The organism is Paenibacillus sp. FSL H7-0940 (genome assembly GCF_037979415.1).
GTDB lineage: Bacteria > Bacillota > Bacilli > Paenibacillales > Paenibacillaceae > Paenibacillus > Paenibacillus amylolyticus.
The window spans coordinates 5,593,495-5,617,430 of sequence record NZ_CP150280.1 but is presented as its reverse complement, the minus strand read 5'-3'; the positions used below and the strand labels follow the sequence as shown (position 1 = coordinate 5,617,430).

At 48.0% G+C, this 23,936-nt stretch carries 16 protein-coding genes, 3 rRNA genes and 2 pseudogenes; 20 read left to right on the top strand and 1 reads right to left on the bottom strand.

Annotated features, from left to right (window positions below; translation table 11 throughout):
- Window positions 1-11 precede the first annotated feature (11 nt).
- The 13 genes from MHB71_RS24850 to MHB71_RS24790 all read left to right on the top strand — a co-directional run bounded on the left by MHB71_RS24850 (window position 12) and on the right by MHB71_RS24790 (window position 12,589).
- On the top strand, window positions 12-965 hold the full coding sequence (locus MHB71_RS24850; RefSeq protein ID WP_340027949.1) for a peptidyl-prolyl cis-trans isomerase: 954 nt from the start codon (window positions 12-14) through the stop codon (window positions 963-965).
- 339 nt (window positions 966-1,304) lie between these two features.
- Window positions 1,305-2,243, top strand: coding sequence for a cysteine synthase A (cysK, locus tag MHB71_RS24845; RefSeq protein ID WP_036668448.1), 939 nt, complete (start codon window positions 1,305-1,307; stop codon window positions 2,241-2,243).
- Between the two features lie 140 nt (window positions 2,244-2,383).
- On the top strand, window positions 2,384-3,991 hold the full coding sequence (locus MHB71_RS24840) for an anthranilate synthase component I family protein (protein WP_340027948.1): 1,608 nt from the start codon (window positions 2,384-2,386) through the stop codon (window positions 3,989-3,991).
- A gap of 65 nt (window positions 3,992-4,056) precedes the next feature.
- Window positions 4,057-4,632, top strand: a complete 576-nt coding sequence (gene pabA / locus MHB71_RS24835) for an aminodeoxychorismate/anthranilate synthase component II (RefSeq protein WP_222215853.1) — start codon at window positions 4,057-4,059, stop codon at window positions 4,630-4,632.
- Window position 4,633: 1 nt separating this feature from the next.
- Window positions 4,634-5,518, top strand: coding sequence for an aminotransferase class IV (locus MHB71_RS24830; RefSeq protein ID WP_340027947.1), 885 nt, complete (start codon window positions 4,634-4,636; stop codon window positions 5,516-5,518).
- Entirely contained in the window at window positions 5,515-6,378 is an 864-nt protein-coding gene (folP, locus tag MHB71_RS24825; protein WP_340018852.1) for a dihydropteroate synthase, read from the top strand. The genes MHB71_RS24830 and folP overlap by 4 nt, the downstream gene beginning before the upstream one ends.
- Before the next feature lie 116 nt (window positions 6,379-6,494).
- The gene (folB, locus tag MHB71_RS24820) at window positions 6,495-6,857 is read left to right on the top strand and encodes a dihydroneopterin aldolase (RefSeq protein ID WP_036606103.1); all 363 of its coding nucleotides are present in this window, start codon (window positions 6,495-6,497) and stop codon (window positions 6,855-6,857) included.
- Window positions 6,858-6,866: 9 nt separating this feature from the next.
- Window positions 6,867-7,415 carry a 2-amino-4-hydroxy-6-hydroxymethyldihydropteridine diphosphokinase gene (gene folK / locus MHB71_RS24815; protein WP_340018853.1) on the top strand — a complete coding sequence of 183 codons (549 nt, stop codon included), beginning with the start codon at window positions 6,867-6,869 and terminating at the stop codon, window positions 7,413-7,415.
- Window positions 7,376-7,570, top strand: a complete 195-nt coding sequence (locus MHB71_RS24810; RefSeq protein WP_036668438.1) for a helix-turn-helix transcriptional regulator — start codon at window positions 7,376-7,378, stop codon at window positions 7,568-7,570. Before folK ends, MHB71_RS24810 begins: the two co-directional genes overlap by 40 nt.
- Before the next feature lie 98 nt (window positions 7,571-7,668).
- Window positions 7,669-8,688 (top strand): tRNA dihydrouridine synthase DusB, encoded by a 1,020-nt coding sequence (gene dusB / locus MHB71_RS24805; RefSeq protein WP_047844501.1) that lies wholly within the window; start codon window positions 7,669-7,671, stop codon window positions 8,686-8,688.
- A 251-nt stretch (window positions 8,689-8,939) separates the two neighbouring features.
- Complete coding sequence (gene greA / locus MHB71_RS24800; protein WP_036606099.1) at window positions 8,940-9,419, top strand: transcription elongation factor GreA; 480 nt, start codon at window positions 8,940-8,942, stop codon at window positions 9,417-9,419.
- Window positions 9,420-9,535: 116 nt separating this feature from the next.
- Window positions 9,536-11,047: a lysine--tRNA ligase gene (lysS, locus tag MHB71_RS24795; RefSeq protein ID WP_076329924.1), complete on the top strand. Its 1,512-nt coding sequence runs from the start codon at window positions 9,536-9,538 to the stop codon at window positions 11,045-11,047.
- A 204-nt stretch (window positions 11,048-11,251) separates the two neighbouring features.
- Window positions 11,252-12,589, top strand: a complete 1,338-nt coding sequence (locus MHB71_RS24790) for a TrkH family potassium uptake protein (protein WP_036606097.1) — start codon at window positions 11,252-11,254, stop codon at window positions 12,587-12,589.
- An 85-nt stretch (window positions 12,590-12,674) separates the two neighbouring features.
- Here MHB71_RS24790 and MHB71_RS24785 read toward each other — a convergent pair whose 3' ends face one another.
- Window positions 12,675-13,265, bottom strand: coding sequence for a TetR/AcrR family transcriptional regulator (locus tag MHB71_RS24785; protein ID WP_340027946.1), 591 nt, complete (start codon window positions 13,263-13,265; stop codon window positions 12,675-12,677).
- An 86-nt stretch (window positions 13,266-13,351) separates the two neighbouring features.
- Between MHB71_RS24785 and MHB71_RS24780 the strand changes: the two genes are divergently transcribed.
- From MHB71_RS24780 to pdxT, 7 genes and pseudogenes are all read left to right on the top strand, one after another.
- Window positions 13,352-13,903 carry a hypothetical protein gene (locus MHB71_RS24780; RefSeq protein ID WP_036606096.1) on the top strand — a complete coding sequence of 184 codons (552 nt, stop codon included), beginning with the start codon at window positions 13,352-13,354 and terminating at the stop codon, window positions 13,901-13,903.
- A gap of 437 nt (window positions 13,904-14,340) precedes the next feature.
- Window positions 14,341-15,892: ribosomal RNA gene (locus MHB71_RS24775) — 16S ribosomal RNA — on the top strand.
- A 312-nt stretch (window positions 15,893-16,204) separates the two neighbouring features.
- Window positions 16,205-19,134: ribosomal RNA gene (locus tag MHB71_RS24770) — 23S ribosomal RNA — on the top strand.
- Between the two features lie 77 nt (window positions 19,135-19,211).
- Window positions 19,212-19,328 (top strand): 5S ribosomal RNA (gene rrf / locus MHB71_RS24765).
- Together the 16S, 23S and 5S rRNA genes form the textbook arrangement of a ribosomal RNA operon.
- Window positions 19,329-19,695: 367 nt before the next feature.
- Window positions 19,696-21,153, top strand: a complete 1,458-nt coding sequence (gene guaB / locus MHB71_RS24760; protein WP_036607306.1) for an IMP dehydrogenase — start codon at window positions 19,696-19,698, stop codon at window positions 21,151-21,153.
- Window positions 21,154-21,569: 416 nt separating this feature from the next.
- Window positions 21,570-22,959: pseudogene (locus tag MHB71_RS24755) on the top strand (D-alanyl-D-alanine carboxypeptidase family protein).
- Between the two features lie 217 nt (window positions 22,960-23,176).
- Window positions 23,177-23,768 (top strand): annotated as a pseudogene (gene pdxT, locus MHB71_RS24750) (pyridoxal 5'-phosphate synthase glutaminase subunit PdxT).
- Window positions 23,769-23,936: the final 168 nt, after the last annotated feature.

The window sequence follows — 23,936 nt, the reverse complement described above, 5'->3', positions numbered from 1 at the left end:
CGGGATGCGGAATGACAAGACAGGAAAAAGGGTTGTGGACGGCTGTAATTGTCTTGACGCTAGGTATGCTGGTCATGGGTAGTGTGATGGCTATGCATGGTCTCAGACAGGGCAAAGACGAGGCAGATGCATCCCATGATGCCAATACGGAAGAAGGAAGCACCGTAGCGACGATCAACGGAGAAGTCATCACGGACAAAGAGTGGACCGATGCGCTGAAAAGACGCTATGGCAGCGAGTTATTACTCCAGATGTTAAACCGTAAAGCAGTATTTGCCGAAGCAATTGAACGCAAGCTGATCGTCACTCCCCAAGAGATTGCAAGAGAACTTGCCGCCGCGATGGATGGGTACGATTCAGAGAAATCATATTTTGACGAAATGAAGTCCCAATTGGGCCTGACGAAACAGGAACTTGAGTTGGAAGCCGGCTACAGGCTGCTGCTTGAGAAAATCGCAACGATCGGCATACAGATCAAGGATGCAGATATTGAGCATTACTGGACTGAACACCGTGAGGATTACGTTTCCCCCGAGAAATATGACTTGTCCATCATCGTAGTGAAGGAAGAAGAGGAAGCCGATTCCTTACTGGATGCGTTGGAGAAGGGACAAGATTTTGAAGAAGCTGCTCGCAGTCAATCGACGGACAGCTTCTCTCGTGATGCTGGTGGGAGGCTGGGATGGATTGAGCAGAATGATCCATTCCAGTCAGAAGAAATCCTTCAACTTGCTGCCGGGCTGGATGTAGGCGATATTGCTGGTCCAGTTCAAGTGGAAGAAGAAGGCTATGTTATTATCAGACTTAATGATAAAGAAGAACGCCAGGTGCAATCGGCCGAAGAAGTCCGTGAGGAGATTCGAATGCAACTGGCTCTGAGTCAGGCTGATCCGTTGCCGCAGGTAGAGCAAATGCTGCGTAACAAGTATGAAGCCGTAATCCTGTCCGAGATTCCTGCCTCCTGAATTCAAAGATTGTATCGTACTGCTGCATCTTGATAAAAATACTCTGTCTGCGGTCTTAGGGCCAAAGGCAGAGTATTTTTTTTGAGTACTCATATTGACAATAAGGGTTAACGTTGATAAGATGAAAATAATAAATACCTACTCGTTTACTCGGATATAAAAGATTTATTTATGAACAAAGAAACTTTCGGAAACCTCCGCCCTGTCTAGAAATCTTAGCAGTAAGGGATAGGATCAACAGGATTTCCGCAGTTCTTCTATAACAGCTAGAGGCCACCGGCCGCACAGTATAGGTTAACAGGACTCAAGTTTTATTCATCCACTAAGGAGGGCATTCATATGGCTAAAGTAGTTAATAACGTAACAGAACTCATCGGAGGTACTCCGCTTGTTCGTCTGAACCGTATCGTACCTGAAGGCAGTGCTGAAGTATTCGTGAAGCTGGAGTACCAGAATCCAGGTTCAAGCGTGAAAGACCGTATCGCAATTAGCATTGTGGAAGAAGCGGAAAAAGAAGGCAAGCTAAAACCAGGTGATACCATTATCGAAGCAACAAGTGGTAACACGGGAATTGGACTCGCGATGGTGGCTGCAGCCAAAGGCTACAAGTCCGTTATTGTAATGCCTGAGACGATGAGCTTGGAGCGTCGCAACTTGCTTCGTGCGTATGGTGCTGAGCTTGTGCTTACACCTGGAGCTGAAGGTATGAATGGTGCTGTTAAAAAAGCCGAAGAACTGCTGAAAGAAAACCCTTCCTATTTCATGGCTGAGCAATTTAAAAATAAAGCCAACGTGAAGATCCACCGTGAAACGACTGGCCCTGAGATTGTTGAAGCAATTCAATCTGTAGGCGGTACGTTGGATGCTTTCGTTGCAGGAATCGGTACAGGTGGAACAATTACAGGTACAGGCGAAGTGCTGAAAGAAGCTTTTGCTGGTATTAAAATTGTTGCAGTTGAGCCAGCAGCTTCGCCAATTCTGGCGGGCGGCAAACCAGGACCACATAAGATCCAGGGGATTGGTGCCAACTTTATCCCTGAGATTCTGGATCAGGAAATCTATGATGAGATCATTCACATTGAGAATGATGATGCATTCGAGACGGCTCGTCAGGTAGCGAAGGAAGAGGGCATCCTGTCCGGTATTTCTTCCGGTGCGGCGATCCGTGCAGGTCTTCAGGTTGCGAAACAGTTGGGTGAAGGCAAGCGCGTTGTGGTAATCGTGCCAAGTAACGGCGAACGTTACCTCAGCACACCTCTTTACAACTTTGAAGGCTAAGTCTACAAATGACAAAACCAATCCTCCTTGCCCGTATGACGGGTATGGAGGATTTTTGGCGTAATGCTTTTAAAAGGGGCGGCGCTTTAGTATACTATCAGACAATAGAACTAGCGACAGATGGAGGGCGGCGCACCGCAATGACACACCTGATGACAACATACGCCGACTGGATGGAGTGGGCTGAACAAGGCTGGACCATGATGCCCTATATTACGAAGTCGGATGAGGGACCGTATCATGGCGGTTTACCGTTATCGTGGGAGGCAGCCTGGCAGCAGGCGTCACCATACGCAATTGTGCTGGAGAATGGCAAAGGCGGGAGATATACATTTCTGGGGCTAGACCCCGTATCTGTTATTTCCGGCAAGGGTCAAGAAGCGGTTATTCATGATGTGATTCAAGGAACCACCTCGACAGACAGCGGCAAGCCGTTAGATGTATTGAAGAGATGGACTGCCCCGTATAGCGCACCCAAGGTTAATGGGGCTCCAGACTTTGGGGGTGGATACGCGGGTTATCTCAGCTACGATGTAGCAAGATCATTGGAGAAGCTTCCAACTTTGGCTGAGGATAACCCGGCTCTTCCGGATTATTGGTGGATGCGCTTTGAAGAAATATGGGCGTATGACCATGAGCAGCAGGCGCTTTTCTGCATGGTTCATCTGGCTATAGAGCCTAACCGGAACGAAACGGATATCCGTAGCCTATATGCAACGGCCGAAGTACGAGCGACAGCGATGCAGAAACGTTGGCTTCATATTATGGGGGCTGCACAGGCCGAGGAACAACAGCAGGCACTGGAACGCCGCAACAAGCAGGTCAATCGTACACCGCAGCCTGAAGATGCGGAAAGGGAATCGGAAGGATGGGAAACCTCCTTTCCCCAGGAGGACTTTGAACAAGCTGTGCGTACGGTACAGGAATATATCAGGCAGGGCGATGTGTTCCAGGTGAATCTGTCCTTAAGACAGGAGAAGCGGCTTCATTCGAGCGCTGAGCATATTTATGAATGGCTGCGCCTTGTGAATCCATCACCATATATGGGTATGCTGCGTAGTCCAGACTTTCAACTGGTAAGCGGTTCTCCTGAACTTCTGGTCAAAGTGGAGAATGGCAAAGTCAGTGCACGTCCCATTGCAGGGACCCGCAGAAGGGGCCGCGATGAAGCAGAGGATAAAGCTATGGCGGATGAACTGCTCAGCAGTGATAAGGAACGGGCGGAGCATATTATGCTCGTTGATCTGGAACGTAATGATATCGGACGGATTGCGGCCTATGGTTCGGTTCATGTGCCTGAATTGATGACCATCGAGAAGTATTCCCATGTCATGCATCTCGTTTCCCAGGTGGAAGGCAGGCTGGCAGAAGGGTTATCCGTATTTGATGTGATCGCTGCGACATTCCCGGGTGGAACGATTACAGGAGCCCCAAAAGTCCGCACCATGGAGATTATCGAGGAACTTGAGCCTGTGCGGCGTGGGCCTTATACGGGTTCCATCGGGTGGATGGATTACAGTGGGAATATGGAATTGAACATCGTCATTCGTACACTTGCCATTAAGGACGGTATTGGTTATGTACAGGCCGGGGCAGGGATTGTTATTGATTCCGATCCATATCGGGAATACAAGGAATGCCGCAACAAGGCAAGAGCCATGATGAGAGCTGTGAATTACAGCGAAGAGGCGGAAGCAAGCAGAGCTATTGAACAAGAACAAGCGAAAAGAACAGAAGCTGTTAACTAAACTAAACTAAAATAAAACGAAGCAACCGTCACTTGCATTGACGGAAGATGAGGAGGAGCACGCATATGATACTGGTTATCGATAATTACGATTCCTTCACGTACAACCTGGTTCAATATCTGGGTGAACTGGGCGAGACGGTGGAAGTTCGCCGCAACGACGAGATTGATCTGGCAGGCATAGAGGCACTGGCACCTGATCATATTCTGATCTCTCCGGGCCCGTGTACACCGAATGAAGCAGGCATTAGCTTGGCAGTCATTGATCATTTCAAGGGAAGCATTCCGATCTTTGGTGTTTGTCTTGGGCATCAGTCCATTGGACAAGCATTTGGTGGCAATGTCATTCGTGCGGAGCGCATGATGCACGGCAAAACATCCGAGATGCACCACAATGGAACATCGGTATTTGCCGGATTGCCATCTCCATTTACAGCTACCCGTTACCACTCCCTGATTGTCGAGCGCAGCAGCTTGCCTGATTGCCTGGAGGTTACAGCGGAGACAGCTGAAGGTGAAATTATGGGTTTGCGCCACAAAGAATATGCGATTGAAGGTGTTCAATTCCACCCGGAATCCATTATTACAGACCATGGTCATCAGATGCTTCGTAACTTTTTGTCCCAACAAGTGAAGGTTTAACATGCAATATGCCGCGATAAACGGAGAGTTGGTCAATATGGCGGCGGCCGTGGTTCCTGTAACGGATCACGGCTTTTTGTACGGACTTGGACTGTTTGAGACGTTCCGGACGTATCAAGGTGTCCCATATCTTTTGGAACGGCATCTGGAGCGCATGGCTTCGGGGTGTAAGGAACTTGGCATTCCTTTTACAACGACCGCGGCAGAGGTGACAGGTGGGCTTCAACGTTTGATGGATGCGAACGGACTTAGGGATGCGTATGTGCGATACACGGTATCAGCCGGTGAAGCACCGCTAGGCTTACCTTCTGGTGATTATTCGAAGCCAAATCATATTGTATTGGCAAAAGCATTACCTGAACCTTCTCCCTCTTTATATGAAAGCGGCAAAATGCTCCAACGGTTGTCTACACCTCGCAACACGCCCGAAGGAGAAGTTCGGTTCAAGTCGCTGCATTACATGAACAGCATTCTGGCCAAACGGGAGCTTAATGGATACGGTCAGCATGTGCTGGGTGCAGAAGGGCTACAATTAACCCGTGATGCTTATGTGGCTGAGGGTATTGTTAGCAATGTGTTTTGGGTACGGGAAAATGTGCTTTACACGCCAGCACTCTCAACCGGCATTCTGCCGGGTATCACGAGAGCTGTGGTAATGGAGATTGCCTCGCAGCAAGGAATTCCCTGCATAGAAACGCTAGCCTCTTGGGAGGATCTCCTGCAAGCAGATGAAATATTTCTAACCGGCTCGGTGGCCGAACTGGTTCCGGTGACAACTCTGCGGGATCAGGACGGAGCCGAAACGATAATTAGCAACGGACATATTGGCCCGGTTACAGCAGTCCTTCTGGGTATGTACCGGCAGAAAGCGGGGTATACTTCATGACACTTACACCTGTAATCTATGAACGGAACTATGCATGGGGGCCAGCTGAATTGAAGCTGGGTACAAGAACACAGATTATGGGCATTCTTAACGTCACGCCTGACTCGTTCTCGGATGGTGGACGTTATACCAACGTGGAGCGGGCGGTTGCCCATGCCAAGCAGATGATGGAGGATGGGGCGGACCTGATTGATATCGGCGGGGAGTCCACCCGGCCAGGTTCAGATATTGTGGGCGCCGATGAAGAGCTTAGCCGGATTATTCCGGTTATTGAAGCATTGCATCAGCAAGCCCCGGACATTCCGATATCGGTAGACACGTATAAAGCTGATGTTGCACGTCAGGCTATTCTGGCAGGTGCCCATATTATTAATGATGTGTGGGGTGCCAAGGCAGATGCAGATATGGCCCGCACGGCAGCAGAGCTGGGGTGTCCCATCATTCTGATGCATAATCGGCAGGATCGGAATTACACCGATTATCTGAGTGATGTCGTCATCGATTTGCAGGAGAGCATACAGATTGCATTAACAGCCGGCGTGAAAGCAGAGCAAATTATCCTGGACCCGGGCATTGGTTTTGTGAAGGATCTCGGAGAAAATCTGAAGCTCATGTCATCGCTCGGTTTGCTCAATGAAATGGGATATCCCGTTCTGCTAGCCACCTCACGCAAAAGATTCATCCAGAACACCCTGGATGTCGGGGCGGATGATGCGCTGGAAGGAACGGCTGCGACCGTTGCATTTGGCATTGCCCAAGGCTGCCAGATGGTTCGGGTTCATGATGTGAAACCGATTCGGCGGACGGCAGACATGTGTGATGCCATGTTGTATGCTTCTCCGGGTATACGGAGGAAATAATGTGGCGGGTCCCTGGTGACCCGTCCAGTGGAAGCGCAGCGTTTTTCAAAGGCGAAGCTAAGGCATAACTTCAAATAGATTAAAATTTCAATATATATAGAGGGCAGGCGGATCGTATGGATAGAATGGTATTGCATCGTATGGAGTATTACGGATATCATGGTGTTTTTGCAGAAGAACGGAAGCTTGGGCAGCGGTACTATATTGATCTGGAGATTGATATGGACCTGGGTGAGGCCGGACGTAACGATGATCTGACCAAAACGATTAATTATGCGGAGATCCATGAGCTGGTAAAACAGATTGTAGAGAATAAGTCATTCCAGTTAATTGAAGCTTTGGGCGAACATATTGCATCTTCTTTACTAGACACTTATACTATTATCAATGCATTGACAGTCAAGGTGACGAAGCCACATCCGCCATTCGATATTCATTTTGAGGGCGTAACGGTAGAGCTTCGCCGCACAAGAAAGTGAGAACCGATCATGATTGCACATTCGACCTCTGAATCTTCAGAGGCTTATATTGCTTTAGGGGCCAATTTGGGTGACCGGGAACAGACGCTGTTTGAAGCATTGTCTTTGCTGGATGAACACCCTCATATATCCGTTCTGCGTTGTTCTGCACTATATGAGACGGAGCCTGTAGGATATGTAGATCAGCCTGCGTTTCTGAATATGGCAGTCGCCGTACAGGCGATACTGACACCTGAGCAGTTGCTCACGGAATTATTGGATATCGAGAATCGGCTTGGCCGTGTTCGTGATATTCGCTGGGGACCGCGCACCGTTGATCTGGATCTGCTCTGGATGCAAGGTGAGACGCGAGATACCGAATTGCTTCAATTGCCTCATCCCCGCATGGGAGAACGGGCTTTTGTGCTGGTCCCACTGTCGGATATCGTACCGGAGGGCGAGATTTCAGGTTTGTATACCTTTGTACACTCATCGTTGTCTGTACTGGATGGAAAGGATGGAATACAGCTTTGGAAAACATGCAATTGGCCAACCGAATCCGGGCATTCCGGAAGCTGAAAGGTTTAACACAACATGAACTTGCGGCCGAGACCGGCATCTCGCTGGCCATTCTGGGAACCATTGAACGGGGAAACCGTAAGGTATCACAGCAAGAACTCGATCGAATTGCTGGTGTGCTGGCAATCAGTATCGAGGAGTTGCGGGGCAACTAGGACCGTTTCGGTTTCGCCATGTTACAACAACCAAGACACCGATCAAACTTTATATCGTGATATATATACAGAATTAAAAAAGGAGTGGAACGACTACCGTGCTTAACATTGGTGGCATTGAAATGAAAAACCAGGTCGTACTTGCGCCGATGGCTGGCGTATGTAATCCGGCTTTTCGTTTGATCGCAAAAGAATTCGGAACAGGTCTCGTATGCGCGGAGATGGTGAGTGGCAAAGCCATTGTCCATGGCAACCAGCGTACACGTGAGATGTTGTTTGTAGATGAGCGTGAGAAACCGCTGAGCCTTCAGATTTTTGGGGGAGATCGTGATTCCCTTGTAGAAGCAGCCAAAATCGTGGACAAAGAAACCAATGCAGACATCATCGATATTAACATGGGATGCCCTGTGCCAAAGGTAACGAAATGTGATGCCGGTGCACGTTGGTTGCTTGATCCGAACAAAATCTATGAGATGGTATCCGCTGTCGTGGACGCGGTGGAGAAGCCGGTGACGGTCAAGATGCGTATCGGCTGGGATAACGAGCATATCTTCGCGGTGGAGAATGCGCTCGCGGTTGAACGTGCTGGCGGACAGGCGGTAAGTGTACACGGCCGCACGCGTGAGCAACTCTATACAGGCACAGCTGACTGGTCACACATCAAAGATGTAAAAGAAGCTGTCTCTATCCCAGTGATCGGCAATGGTGATGTCCATACACCGGAGGATGCACGCCGTATGCTGGATGAAACGGGTTGTGACGGAGTTATGATCGGTCGTGCCGCCCTGGGTAACCCATGGATGCTGTATCGTACCATTCAATACCTAAGCACGGGGGAATTGCTTCCTGACCCGAATGGCGAAGAGAAGATCCGTGTTGCCATCCTGCATATGGATCGACTGATCGCATTGAAGAATGAGACAGTTGCCGTACGCGAGATGCGTAAACATCTGGCTTGGTATTTGAAAGGCCTGAAAGGATCTGCCCGCATCAAGGATGTTATTATGGAAGGAACCAAGCGGGACGAGATGGTACAGATTCTGGAGAACTTTGTGAGTCAGCTGAAAAGCGAAGGTAATTTGGAGTCAGAACCGGTAATCACCGGAAATGCATCTTAATTATAAACGCATCTGTAAAACGTTTACACCTATAGGGGACGTAACATTGACTTTTCGAGATCGTTCCCCTATAATTTCTCAGTATAAATTCGCCATGTGCGTTAATAAGGATATAGCATCAGGAGGAATATTCTATTCCTCTGGAGAACTTCATATAGTTTTGAAGATGTATGCGAGCGGAGCTCTGTAACAAGCACTGATTCCGTTGCCGTACAATCAAATTTATTCCCATGACAGGAGAATCGGTTGAGATGAGCGACAAGGAAGTTATCCTTACACCAGAAGGACTCAAGAAGCTGGAAGAAGAATTGGAAACATTGAAATCAGTGAAGCGCCGCGAAGTGGCTGAACGGATTAAGGTAGCCATCGGGTATGGAGATATCAGTGAAAACTCTGAATACGAAGACGCGAAGAATGAGCAAGCTTTCATTGAAGGACGTGTAATCACGTTGGAGAAATTGCTTCGTAACGCGCGGATTATTAACAGCGACGAGATCGATACCGATGCCGTAAGCGTGGGTGCAACCGTCACTGTAGAAGATCTGGAGTTTGGCGACATCACGGAATATACGATTGTAGGTACTGCGGAGGCAGACCCGCTTCAGAACAAGATATCGAACGAGAGCCCTGTAGGTAAAGCGATTCTCGGCAAGAAAAAAGGTACAGTTGTTGATGTAAGTGTGCCTGCTGGCGTAATTCAATATAAAATTATGGACATTAAAAAGCTATAGCAACGAAGCAGTTGGGCGCGGTAAACAAAAGCTTCCTTAGGGAAGCTTTTTCAACATTAGAGGAAAAACGTCCTCTCGCGATGCCTGCAATGTAAATAAGGAGATGAATACAGATCATGACGGATGAAGTCTTGAATCAGGAAACCGAACTTAGCGAGCTTTTACAAATTCGCCGTGACAAATTGGACGAGCTCCGCAAATTGGGAATCGACCCTTTTGGCCAAAAATACGTACGTACCGAAGAAGCCGGCTCCATTCTGAAGAAGTATGAAGAACTGACCAAGGAAGAGCTGGAAGAGAAGCACATCGAAGTCAGTATTGCCGGACGGATTATGGCGAAGCGGGGAATGGGTAAAGCAAGCTTCGCACATATTCAGGACCTGAGCGGCAGAATCCAGATCTATGTTCGTCAGGATAGCGTGCCTGAAGACAAGTATGCGGCATTTAGCCTGCTGGACCTTGGCGATATCGTTGGAATAACAGGTGTGATCTTTAAGACCAAAACAGGTGAAACTTCTGTCAAAGTGAAAGATCTTGAAGTGCTGTCCAAATCGCTCTATCCGCTTCCGGATAAATTCCATGGTCTCACTGACGTAGAGCTGCGTTACCGCCAGCGTTATGTTGACCTGATTATGAGCCCGGACGTACAACAGACCTTTATCGCACGTTCCAAAATCATTCAATCGATGCGTCGTTACCTGGATTCCCTTGGATATCTGGAAGTGGAAACACCTACGTTGCATACGATCGCAGGAGGAGCGGCAGCACGTCCGTTCATCACACATCACAATGCGCTGGATATGGAACTGTACATGCGGATTGCGATTGAACTTCACCTGAAACGTCTGATTGTTGGCGGGCTGGAGAAGGTATATGAGATCGGCCGTGTATATCGGAATGAAGGTATGTCCACACGTCACAATCCGGAGTTCACCATGATTGAATTGTATGAGGCATATGCCGACTACAAGGATATTATGCAATTGACGGAGAACCTGGTTGCTCATATTGCACAGGAAGTACTGGGTACGCAAGTGATCCAGTATGGAGATTATGAAGTAGATCTTACGCCACAGTGGCGCCGTGTTACGATGGTGGATGCAGTTAAGGAAGTTGTAGGCGTAGACTTCTCCGTACACATGACGGATGAGGAAGCACACAACTTGGCGAAGGAACATAAGGTTCCGGTTGAAAAACATATGACATTTGGTCATATTCTGAACGCGTTCTTTGAAGAATTTGTAGAAGAGACGTTGATTCAACCGACATTCATTATGGGACATCCTCTTGAAATCTCACCACTAGCGAAGAAAAATGATGTAGATCCGCGTTTCACGGATCGCTTCGAATTGTTCATCGTTGGACGCGAGCATGCCAATGCCTTCACAGAGCTGAATGATCCAATCGATCAGCGTCAGCGCTTTGAAGCACAGATGCTGGAGAAAGAACATGGGAACGACGAAGCTCATGAGATGGATGACGACTTCATCCGTGCGCTCGAATATGGTATGCCACCAACAGGCGGATTGGGAATCGGGGTTGATCGTCTGATCATGCTGCTTACCAACTCCCCGTCGATTCGTGACGTACTGCTCTTCCCGCACATGCGTCCTCGTACGCAAGATTAAATAAGGAACGTAGGATACGTTCATAATAGAAGAGGAACCTGCCGTTCAGTATCATGCTGGGGCAAGTTCCTCTTTAGGTTTACATAGACGCTAAAAATAAAGTTTGTCAGAAGGCCCTTGCTCACAGCACATCATTAGGGTAACACCGCGTCTTGAAATTGTTAGATTAACCTGTTCGTATTTTTGTTAAAAGAGGTGCCCTTCATGAAGTTCAGGCTTCACTTTGCCAAATTCTTATCTCCTCCGTTAATTCTGGTCGGTGGTTTTCTGCTTATCATTGCGATTGGAACGGTGCTTCTCATGTTGCCAATCTCCAACCAAAGCGGTATGCATTTGGCGTTTATTGACGCGCTCTTTACATCAACCTCTGCCGCATGTGTAACTGGACTTGTCGTTGTGGATGTAGGGACGACCTTTAATTTGTTTGGTCAGATCGTCATTATGGTACTGATGCAGCTTGGTGGACTCGGATTCATGACCATGGCTACCCTCTTTGCGCTTGTATTGGGCAAGCGAATCTCACTCAAGGACAGGTTATTACTCAAAGAAGCCATTAATGCAGACAGTATGGAAGGGATAGTACGCATTATCCGCAAGGTGTTGATTTTCTCCTTTACCATTGAAGGGGTGGCGGCTGTCATACTTGCGCTGCGCTGGGCAACGGAGATGCCATTGGGTCAGGCCGTATACTATGGAATATTTCATTCCGTTTCATTGTTTAATAATGGCGGCTTTGATTTGTTCGGCAACAGCTTTCAATACTACACCGGAGACTGGATATTCAATGTGACTGCTTCTGTGCTCGTTGTCTCTGGTGGACTGGGTTTTGTTGTATTGAATGACCTGTTTGAGTATCGCAAACGCCGCCGTTTATCTCTTCAGTCCAAACTGGTGCTGTCTGTATCCGGAGCGCTGATCGGTATAGGAGCGATTGTCTTGTTTGTTTTCGAATTCACCAATGGACATACACTGGCTTCACTCACATGGAGCGAGAAGATCTATGCGTCCTTCTTCCAGTCTGTCTCTACACGTTCGTCGGGAACGAGCACAATCGATATCACGGAGATGAGGCAGGCTACCCAATTCTTCTTCATTCTGCTGATGTTTATCGGGGCTTCCCCAGGATCGACCGGGGGCGGAATCAAGACGACTACATTCCTGATCATGATTGGTGCGGTGTATGCCATGATTCGGGGAAATAAGGATATTGTGTTTTTCCGCCAGCGTGTTCCGAAAGAACTGCTGATGAGGGCGTTGACCATTATTATGGTTTCTCTGATCATATTCATGATCGTGGTGATGCTTCTGCTTACGACAGAGGATGCGCCATTCCTTTCACTGATGTTTGAAGCTGCATCCGCAATCGGTACCGTGGGTCTTTCTGTGGGAGTGACTGATGAGTTGACCAATTGGGGAAAAATCATTATTACCTTTACCATGTTTGTAGGTCGGATTGGGCCATTAACCATCGCGTATGCCCTTCGTCCGCGCAAAGAGAAGAAACTGTATCGTCATCCGGAGGGCCGGATCATTATCGGATAAAAAGAAAAACCGTCAGACATTCAGAACTAACTCCTGTTATCGTAACGGGCTTTAGTCACAACGAATGTGCTGCGGTTTTTTTGGTTTAACGACACAAGGAAGCAAGATGCAAAGTGAGAACATCGTCCATGAGCTTGGCATTCATCTGATCCGGTCTAAGCACGGCATGTATGCCTAAGCCATCCACCAGTGCATACAATCTCTCGATCTCCAGTTCTTTGTCCAGATCGGGTCTGGAGAGGTCGAGCTTTATCAGGTAGGTGATAACAGAGCCTACAGCTTGTCTGAGTTCATCATATACGGTATTAGCAAGTTCTTTGAGTGTAGGATCGGTATTCGCTCTGGCTGTAAAAGCGTACCACACCTCCATTTCGGCCAGTTTTTCTTCCGTGTTTGGTAAGAATTCGAGCAATAGGCATTTCATATTGTCCATGGGAGAGCCAGTAAAGGACATTTTTTGGACTCGATGAGACACCCGTTCAGATACCAAATTCATGGCATATCGTAGTAGTTCCGATTGAGTAGAAAAGTAGTGACGCATCGAACCAACCGAAACTCCAGCTTCTTCAGCAATATTCCGAACAGAGGCCTGTTCCATGCCATCTCTTCGTATAATACGCCAAGCTGCCTCGGCCACGAGCACGCGCTGTTTATCGTGATCAACAATTTTAGGCATAGGCATATTATATCACTGTTGATTATTATAGTACACACGTGCTAAATTATATTTAATACATTTGTATCAAAAAAGGAGAGGCTGAAATGATTGGTTATTTCATTATAGGTTGTGAGATTGCCTTTTGGGTGTTTGTGTTCGCAGGTCTGAGTGTCAGGTATCTCCTTGGCATGAAGCGAATAGGCATCGGTTTGTTAATGGCGACGCCGGTTATCGATCTGTTATTGCTGGTAGCTACAGTTATGGATCTACAGCGAGGAGCTACAGCAAGTATGATTCATGGTATAGCTGCGGTGTATATAGGAGTAAGCATTGCCTATGGTCACCAGATGATCGCTTGGGCGGATCGATATTTCCTATATTGGTTCAAAGGTGGAGAAAACCCTCGTAGTAACAAGTTATATGGTAGAGAACATGCGAGTCGTGAGCGTAGTGGATGGTTTAGACATCTATTGGCTTGGGCTATAGGAAGTGCTTTTTTATTGGCCATGATATGGTGGATTGGAGATGCTGAACGTACAGCTGTCTTCAATAATCTGATCAGAGTGTGGGGAATGATACTCGGTATCGATTTTCTGATAAGTTTTAGTTACAGTTTATGGCCAAGAAAGGTTCCTGCTAGGAATGTTAAACGTTAAAGTAAAAATGGACGCGCGTATGAACTTGCTAAGTTGGGAGAATACCATATGTACGTTCGTATTAGATCAAACCGATTGTTAATATAGTTTCAAAAAAAGACTTGCATTCAATATCTGTACATGGTATATTCTAATTCCGGCCAAGAAAACACGGTTTACACGGTGCGGCAAGCAAATGAAATAAGATTCGAAAGAAACTTAAAAAAAGAGCTTGCAAAGTTGGTTCGGATGTGATAAGATATAAAAGTTGCTGAAGAGAATGACATTCGGTAACAAAATAAGTTTGATCTTTGAAAACTGAACAACGAGTGAGTTAACATTCTGCTTGCAGAATGAACGCGAAAGTTTGAAACAAGCCTTGGCTTGAATCGACTGGAGCACAAATGAGATTTTAATCTCGTCAGATTCAAAATGAGCTTATCGCTCTTTTCAATACTTTATTGGAGAGTTTGATCCTGGCTCAGGACGAACGCTGGCGGCATGCCTAATACATGCAAGTCGAGCGGAGTTGATAGGAAGCTTGCTTCCTTGATACTTAGCGGCGGACGGGTGAGTAACACGTAGGCAACCTGCCCTCAAGTTTGGGACAACTACCGGAAACGGTAGCTAATACCGAATAATTGTTTTCTTCGCCTGAAGGAAACTGGAAAGACGGAGTAATCTGTCACTTGGGGATGGGCCTGCGGCGCATTAGCTAGTTGGTGAGGTAACGGCTCACCAAGGCGACGATGCGTAGCCGACCTGAGAGGGTGATCGGCCACACTGGGACTGAGACACGGCCCAGACTCCTACGGGAGGCAGCAGTAGGGAATCTTCCGCAATGGGCGAAAGCCTGACGGAGCAATGCCGCGTGAGTGATGAAGGTTTTCGGATCGTAAAGCTCTGTTGCCAGGGAAGAACGCTTGGGAGAGTAACTGCTCTCAAGGTGACGGTACCTGAGAAGAAAGCCCCGGCTAACTACGTGCCAGCAGCCGCGGTAATACGTAGGGGGCAAGCGTTGTCCGGAATTATTGGGCGTAAAGCGCGCGCAGGCGGTCATTTAAGTCTGGTGTTTAATCCCGGGGCTCAACCCCGGATCGCACTGGAAACTGGGTGACTTGAGTGCAGAAGAGGAGAGTGGAATTCCACGTGTAGCGGTGAAATGCGTAGATATGTGGAGGAACACCAGTGGCGAAGGCGACTCTCTGGGCTGTAACTGACGCTGAGGCGCGAAAGCGTGGGGAGCAAACAGGATTAGATACCCTGGTAGTCCACGCCGTAAACGATGAGTGCTAGGTGTTAGGGGTTTCGATACCCTTGGTGCCGAAGTTAACACATTAAGCACTCCGCCTGGGGAGTACGGTCGCAAGACTGAAACTCAAAGGAATTGACGGGGACCCGCACAAGCAGTGGAGTATGTGGTTTAATTCGAAGCAACGCGAAGAACCTTACCAGGTCTTGACATCCCTCTGATCGATGCAGAGATGTATCTTTCCTTCGGGACAGAGGAGACAGGTGGTGCATGGTTGTCGTCACTCGTGTCGTGAGATGTTGGGTTAAGTCCCGCAACGAGCGCAACCCTTATATTTAGTTGCCAGCACTTCGGGTGGGCACTCTAGATAGACTGCCGGTGACAAACCGGAGGAAGGTGGGGATGACGTCAAATCATCATGCCCCTTATGACCTGGGCTACACACGTACTACAATGGCCGGTACAACGGGCTGCGAAATCGCGAGATGGAGCCAATCCCAACAAAGCCGGTCTCAGTTCGGATTGCAGGCTGCAACTCGCCTGCATGAAGTCGGAATTGCTAGTAATCGCGGATCAGCATGCCGCGGTGAATACGTTCCCGGGTCTTGTACACACCGCCCGTCACACCACGAGAGTTTATAACACCCGAAGTCGGTGGGGTAACCGCAAGGAGCCAGCCGCCGAAGGTGGGATAGATGATTGGGGTGAAGTCGTAACAAGGTAGCCGTATCGGAAGGTGCGGCTGGATCACCTCCTTTCTATGGAGAATCGTTTCCTGCAACGGAAACATTCAAATACGCAGCTTAGCTGCAAAACACTCACTCGTTGTTCGGTTTTGAGAGCTCAAACTCTCAAAACAGCTTGCTTTTGCATGGAGCTTGTTCTTTGAAAACTAGATATCGAAACGAAACAAACGCGAATTAGAACATTCCTTTTTAGCTGAACTTGTGTTAAACAAGTTTCAATAAAAACGGTAGTCAAATTGCTTTTGTGATGGTATCGGGTGAGAGCGACTTTTGGCTTTGCGCAAGTAAAACAAGGGAAGCGAGCGACCGAAACCGGAACAAAATGGTTAAGCTACTAAGAGCACACGGAGGATGCCTAGGCGCTAGGAGCCGATGAAGGACGTGGCGAACAACGAAACTGCCTCGGGGAGCCTGTAAGCAAGCTTTGATCCGGGGGTGTCCGAATGGGGAAACCCGGCTGGGGTAATTTCCAGTTACTCATAACTGAATACATAGGTTATGCAGAGGCATACCAGGGGAACTGAAACATCTAAGTACCCTGAGGAAGAGAAAACAATAGTGATTCCGTCAGTAGCGGCGAGCGAACGCGGAGAAGCCCAAACCAAAGAGCTTGCTCTTTGGGGTTGTGGGACGTCTCACATGGAGTTACAAAGGAACCGGTTAAGCGAAGAGGTCTGGAAAGGCCCGCCAAAGAAGGTAAAAGCCCTGTAGTTGAAAGTCTGTTCCCTCCGAGACGGATCCCGAGTAGTGCGGGGCACGTGAAACCCCGTATGAATCCGGCAGGACCATCTGCCAAGGCTAAATACTTCCTAGCGACCGATAGTGAAGCAGTACCGTGAGGGAAAGGTGAAAAGCACCCCGGAAGGGGAGTGAAATAGAACCTGAAACCGTGTGCTTACAAAAAGTCAGAGCCCGTTTTAGGGGTGATGGCGTGCCTTTTGTAGAATGAACCGGCGAGTTACGTTCCCGTGCAAGGTTAAGGTGAAGAGCCGGAGCCGCAGCGAAAGCGAGTCTGAATAGGGCGACTTAGTACGTGGACGTAGACCCGAAACCGGGTGATCTACCCCTGTCCAGGGTGAAGGTGCGGTAACACGCACTGGAGGCCCGAACCCACGCATGTTGAAAAATGCGGGGATGAGGTGGGGGTAGCGGAGAAATTCCAATCGAACTCGGAGATAGCTGGTTCTCCCCGAAATAGCTTTAGGGCTAGCCTCGGAAAACAGAGTCGTGGAGGTAGAGCACTGATTGGGTGCGGGGCCCGCAAGGGTTACCAAGCTCAGTCAAACTCCGAATGCCATAGACTTACTTCCGGGAGTCAGACAGTGAGTGCTAAGATCCATTGTCAAAAGGGAAACAGCCCAGACCATCAGCTAAGGTCCCCAAGTGTGTGTTAAGTGGGAAAGGATGTGGAGTTGCACAGACAACCAGGATGTTGGCTTAGAAGCAGCCACCATTGAAAGAGTGCGTAATAGCTCACTGGTCGAGTGACTCTGCGCCGAAAATGTAACGGGGCTAAACACACCACCGAAGCTATGGCTTGATGCTTTGCATCAGGGGTAGGGGAGCGTTGTATAAGGGTTGAAGGTGTACCGTAAGGAGCGCTGGACATTATACAAGTGAGAATGCCGGTATGAGTAACGAAAAGATCAGTGAGAATCTGATCCGCCGAAAGCCTAAGGGTTCCTGAGGAAGGCTCGTCCGCTCAGGGTAAGTCGGGACCTAAGGCGAGGCCGAAAGGCGTAGTCGAAGGACAACAGGTCGAAATTCCTGTACCACCGTAAGCCGTTATGAGCAATGGGGGGACGCAGTAGGGTAGTGACGCGGACTGATGGATGTCCGTCTAAGCAGTAAGGCTGATGTGTAGGCAAATCCGCACATCGTAAGGCTGAGCCTGTGATGGGGAGCGAAAATTATAGTAGCGAAGGTCATGATCTCACACTGCCAAGAAAAGCCTCTAGCCAGGTGATGGTGCCCGTACCGCAAACCGACACAGGTAGGCGAGAAGAGTATTCTAAGGCGCGCGGAAGAACTCTCGTTAAGGAACTCGGCAAAATGACCCCGTAACTTCGGGAGAAGGGGTGCCCCGGTAGTGTGAATAGCACGAGGGGGCCGCAGTGAAAAGGCCCAAGCGACTGTTTAGCAAAAACACAGGTCTGTGCGAAGCCGTAAGGCGAAGTATACGGGCTGACGCCTGCCCGGTGCTGGAAGGTTAAGGGGAGTGGTTAGGAGCAATCCGAAGCTGTGAACCGAAGCCCCAGTAAACGGCGGCCGTAACTATAACGGTCCTAAGGTAGCGAAATTCCTTGTCAGGTAAATTCTGACCCGCACGAATGGCGTAACGACTTGGGCGCTGTCTCAACGAGAGATCCGGTGAAATTTTAATACCTGTGAAGATGCAGGTTACCCGCGACAAGACGGAAAGACCCCATGGAGCTTTACTGCAGCTTGATATTGAATTTGGGTACGATCTGTACAGGATAGGTGGGAGCCTTTGAAACGTGAGCGCCAGCTTGCGTGGAGGCAACGTTGGGATACCACCCTGATCGTATCTAGGTTCTAACCTGGTACCGTAATCCGGTGCGGGGACAGTGTCAGGTGGGCAGTTTGACTGGGGCGGTCGCCTCCTAAAGAGTAACGGAGGCGCCCAAAGGTTCCCTCAGAATGGTTGGAAATCATTCGAAGAGTGCAAAGGCATAAGGGAGCTTGACTGCGAGACCTACAAGTCGAGCAGGGACGAAAGTCGGGCTTAGTGATCCGGTGGTACCGCATGGAAGGGCCATCGCTCAACGGATAAAAGCTACCCTGGGGATAACAGGCTTATCTCCCCCAAGAGTCCACATCGACGGGGAGGTTTGGCACCTCGATGTCGGCTCATCGCATCCTGGGGCTGAAGTAGGTCCCAAGGGTTGGGCTGTTCGCCCATTAAAGCGGTACGCGAGCCTGGGTTCAGAACGTCGTGAGACAGTTCGGTCCCTATCTGTCGTGGGCGTAGGAAATTTGAGAGGAGCCTGTCCTTAGTACGAGAGGACCGGGATGGACGTACCGCTGGTGTACCAGTTGTTCCGCCAGGAGCACCGCTGGGTAGCTATGTACGGACGGGATAAACGCTGAAAGCATCTAAGCGTGAAGCCCCCTCAAGATGAGATTTCCCAGTATGTAAGACCCCTTGAAGACGACGAGGTAGATAGGCTGGGGGTGGAAGTGCAGCAATGCATGGAGCCTGACCAGTACTAATCGGTCGAGGGCTTATCCAATTAGCAAGTTGTAATTCGCATGTTTCGTTTCGAATCTAGTTTTCAGAGAACAACAACTCTGAAATGTAAGCTATGCGTTTGGTGGCGATGGCGGAGGGGTTCCACACGTACCCATCCCGAACACGACCGTTAAGCCCTCTAGCGCCGATGGTACTTGGACCGCAGGGTCCTGGGAGAGTAGGACGCCGCCAAGCAAAGAACCACTGCCGATGTTATTCGGTGGTGGTTTTTATTATATAGTTTTATTATGCAGTATGGGATTAAAATACAGATTGAATTTGGTGATTTCTCAGCACAATAGGATGTATACAGGTAACGTTATTCGATACGAATTGACGTTTTTTTGCGTAATAACTAGACTTGTCCGCTCTGGAAAAACAGTTGTGTTCATCAGGCAATACACCTGATATAACCAAGTACTTTTCCTTGACAGTCTAAATATCGCTTTGCTAAGATGGCAATAATAAATTTTTCAGAAAACGTATTTTCGGCGTAAAATACAGCCTGGAATCTTCGGGTTTTGGACCGTAAAGCTGAGCAAACATAAGGAGGAACACTTGCGTGTGGGAAGATAAATTTGGTAAGGAAGGCCTCACCTTTGATGATGTATTGCTAGTGCCACGGAAATCCGAGACACTGCCTAAAGAAGTAGATGTATCTATTCGTTTGAGTGATACTGTAAAGCTAAATATTCCTTTGATCAGTGCGGGTATGGATACGGTAACTGAAGCGACATTGGCTATTGCTATTGCACGTGAAGGCGGTATCGGTATTATTCATAAAAATATGTCGGTTGAACAACAGGCAGAAGAAGTAGATCGTGTTAAACGTTCGGAGAGTGGTGTTATTACGAATCCATTCTCACTGACGGCAGATCATCTGGTATCTGATGCGGAAGCAGTAATGGCGAAATATCGGATCTCCGGTGTACCTATTATTGAAGGAGATCAGAAGCTGGTTGGTATTTTGACCAACCGCGATCTGCGTTTTATCCATGATTACGGCATCAAAATTAGCGAAGTCATGACTCATGAGAATCTGGTTACCGCTCCTGTTGGCACTACACTGCAAGAAGCTGAAGGTATCCTTCAGAAGCACAAGATTGAGAAACTTCCATTAGTTGATGAGACAAACACGTTGAAAGGTCTTATCACGATTAAAGATATTGAGAAAGCCATTCAATTCCCTCATGCAGCCAAAGATGCTCAAGGACGTTTGTTGGTTGGTGCAGCGATTGGTATTTCCAAAGATACATTTGAACGTGCAGATGCTTTGGTACAAGCTGGTGTCGACCTGATTACGGTAGACTCGGCTCACGGACACCACATCAATATCATTGAAGCTGTACGTCAGCTTCGTGAACGTTTCCCTAGTCTGACCATCGTTGCAGGTAACGTCGCTACTGGCGCAGCCACTCGTGACCTGATCGAAGCAGGGGCTTCGGTAGTCAAAGTAGGTATTGGTCCAGGTTCGATTTGTACAACACGTGTTATCGCTGGTATTGGTGTACCTCAAGTAACTGCAGTGTACGATTGTGCAACAGTGGCACGCGAATATGGAGTTCCGATTATCGCGGATGGTGGAATTAAATATTCTGGTGAAATTACAAAGGCACTGGCTGCAGGCGCACACGCGGTGATGCTGGGAAGTTTGTTTGCCGGCACAGCAGAAAGCCCGGGAGAAACTGAAATCTTCCAAGGACGTAGCTACAAAGTATACCGCGGTATGGGTTCAATGGCTGCAATGAAACAAGGTAGTAAAGATCGTTACTTCCAAGATGATGACAAGAAACTGGTTCCGGAAGGAATCGAAGGTCGTGTCGCTTACAAAGGACCATTGTCTGATACGATCCACCAACTGATTGGTGGTCTGCGTTCGGGTATGGGATACTGTGGTACAAGTAACTTGGAGCAACTTCGTAACGATACAGGCTTTATCCGAATTACAGGTGCGGGACTGCGCGAAAGTCATCCCCATGATGTACAGATTACCAAAGAAGCACCTAACTACTCGTTGTAATCTGAAGAGAGTTAATCATTTCCAGGACAGGCTCGGTGATTTTCACCGGGTCTGTCTTTTTTTGCAGATACCCCTGTGATAGAATAGAACAAGCGGTGACGATCCATGGATGGATTAAGGCGTTGCGGCGGCTTTTTGACGTGAATCTATGAATATGGTTTTGAAAAGCAAATGCAGTGCCAGAAAAGGCTGCCAGGTAAACAGAAGCGCGGACGTCCTTTTACATAAGCATTTGCAAAATGCGGACTAAGTGACAATCGATAACGAACTTTAGGAGCAATAATATTGCTCGTTCGATACAGCGCATATAGCACACATCTCATACATCAAACACACAGATTAGGGAACAAGAAAATCGCAGCATAAGCTGCACTGAAGCAATTAATAATGCTTTGGATCGAAGGGAGTATTCATCATTGAAAGCCAAACACATGAATAAAAAGAAACGCCAAATGCTTAAAAAGAGCGTAGCCTCGGTAATGCTAATTAACATGCTTTGCATGTCTGCAGTAATGCCGGTCATGGCTGCTGCGGACAACTCCAGTCAGGTTCTGACTGCTGCGGCAACAACAACGAAGACGGAAAAAGCCGTAAAGGTGCCTGGGGTAGACTCACTTGGGCTTGAGGTTAGATCAGCGGTGCTAATGGAAGCCTCAACGGGACAGATTCTACTAAATGTTGATGCGGATAAAGCGATGCCACCTGCAAGTATGACCAAAATGATGACAGAGTACATTGTCGCCGAACAAGTCAAACAAGGTAAATTCGGTTGGGACGATATTGTAACTGTTAAAAAGAATGCTGCACAAAGTATCGGGTCGCGAATTTTCCTCGCGGAAGGTGACCAGCACACAGTTAAGGATCTCTATATTGCTATGGCTGTTGGCTCTGCCAATGATGCTACGGTTGCTTTGGCTGAACATGTTGCCGGTTCGGAAGAAGCTTTCGTGAAAATGATGAATGATGAAGCGAAGCGTATGGGCATGAAGGATACGTTCTTCATCAACTCTTCGGGTCTGGATCGAGCAGATATGCCTGCTGATTTCCGTCCAGCCTGAAGACAAGGAAACAGTGATGTCCGCTCTGGATGCTGCAATTCTATGCCGATACATCATTATGGATCACCCGGACTACACAGAATTTACAACGATTCAATCCTACAAGTTCCGTCCCAATGATAAAGCTCCAATTATCAATTACAACTGGATGCTGGAAGCGAATGAAAATATAACCAATTTCAAAAGCTATGCCTATGAAGGTCTGGATGGAATGAAAACAGGCCATACCACGAACGCAGGTAATAACTTTACAGGTACAGCAGAACGTAACGGTATGCGTCTAATTAGTGTTGTTATGGGCACAGATTCGGAATCCGCACGTTTCAGAGAAACTAAAAAGGTATTGGACTATGGATTTAACAACTTTGAAGTGAAACAGGCTGTTGCAGGCAAGACCAAAGTGACGGGCTGGGAAGCGGTACCTTTGAAAAAAGGGAAAGAAACAACCGTTCCTGTTGTAACAGATAATGCGGTAAGTTTTGTTGTACCCAAAGGTACTCAGAACTTGGATGTGACATTCAAAGCCAACGTAACTGAGGCTGACAAGCTGGTAGCACCACTCAAGGCAGGTACGAAGGTTGGTACGGTAACGTACACGTATAAAGCAGATGGAATTGAGCCACAGGAAAAAACAGTGAACTTGATCACTGCTGAAGAGGCTGAAAAAGGCGGATGGTTCCGTTTGTTCTTCCGTGCCGTGAAGGATTTCTTCGTGGATCTTTTTGACGGAATCAAAAACTTGTTCTAACCCTTAGCAAACTTCATGGAAAGAGTATGATCATGATTTTAATGCTTACATGGTCATATCATTGACAAAATACAAGTTATTCCGACCGGATGGATTGTATATTTACAATTTTTCCGGTAAAATATCAAGTTAGAATTCACGTATGATGAAGTAAAAAAGTACAATGTTCGTTTACCGTATGCAAGATCGTGGCTGGTAAGAGAAGGGGAATGAGCGTATGAAGATCGGCGTTTTAGCACTTCAAGGAGCCTGTCACAGAGCATATTCGAAGTATTGAACGTGCTGGAGCAGAAGGTATAGCTATCAAACAGGTTCAGCAATTGGAGGACTTGGATGGTCTTATCCTTCCTGGCGGGGAAAGCACGACGATTGGTAAACTGATGCGCAAGTATGGGTTTATGGATGCCATTCGGGCGTTTGCTGCTGAGGGCAAACCGGTATTTGGTACCTGTGCTGGCTTGATCGTTATGGCTAAACACATTGCAGGGCAAGAAGAAGCTCATTTGGAGCTAATGGATATGACAGTATCCCGAAATGCATTTGGACGGCAGAGAGAAAGTTTTGAGACGGATTTGCCAGTCAAAGGCATTGAGGAAACGGTAAGGGCTGTATTTATACGGGCGCCCTTGATCGAGAGTGTCGGAGACCAGGTGGAGGTTCTCTCCACATACAAGGATGAGATTGTTACGGCTCGTCAGGGACATTTGTTGGCTTGCTCCTACCATCCGGAATTGACGGATGACTATCGTCTGCATACTTATTTTGTAGACATGGCCAGATCCTACAAACACACGGTAGACTCTAAATAATGCATGATGTACAACCTATGATCTCCCGGTCATCGGATCACTTCACCAGAAGCCGTGTAAGGGCCACTGGTTGGCAGTTGCATCTGAACGGATGCCTGATGTTGCCTGTATCTGCTTCATAGCGGGAATCGCAGCGGAGGGTGACAAGGGGGATATAGGTTGTTTTTT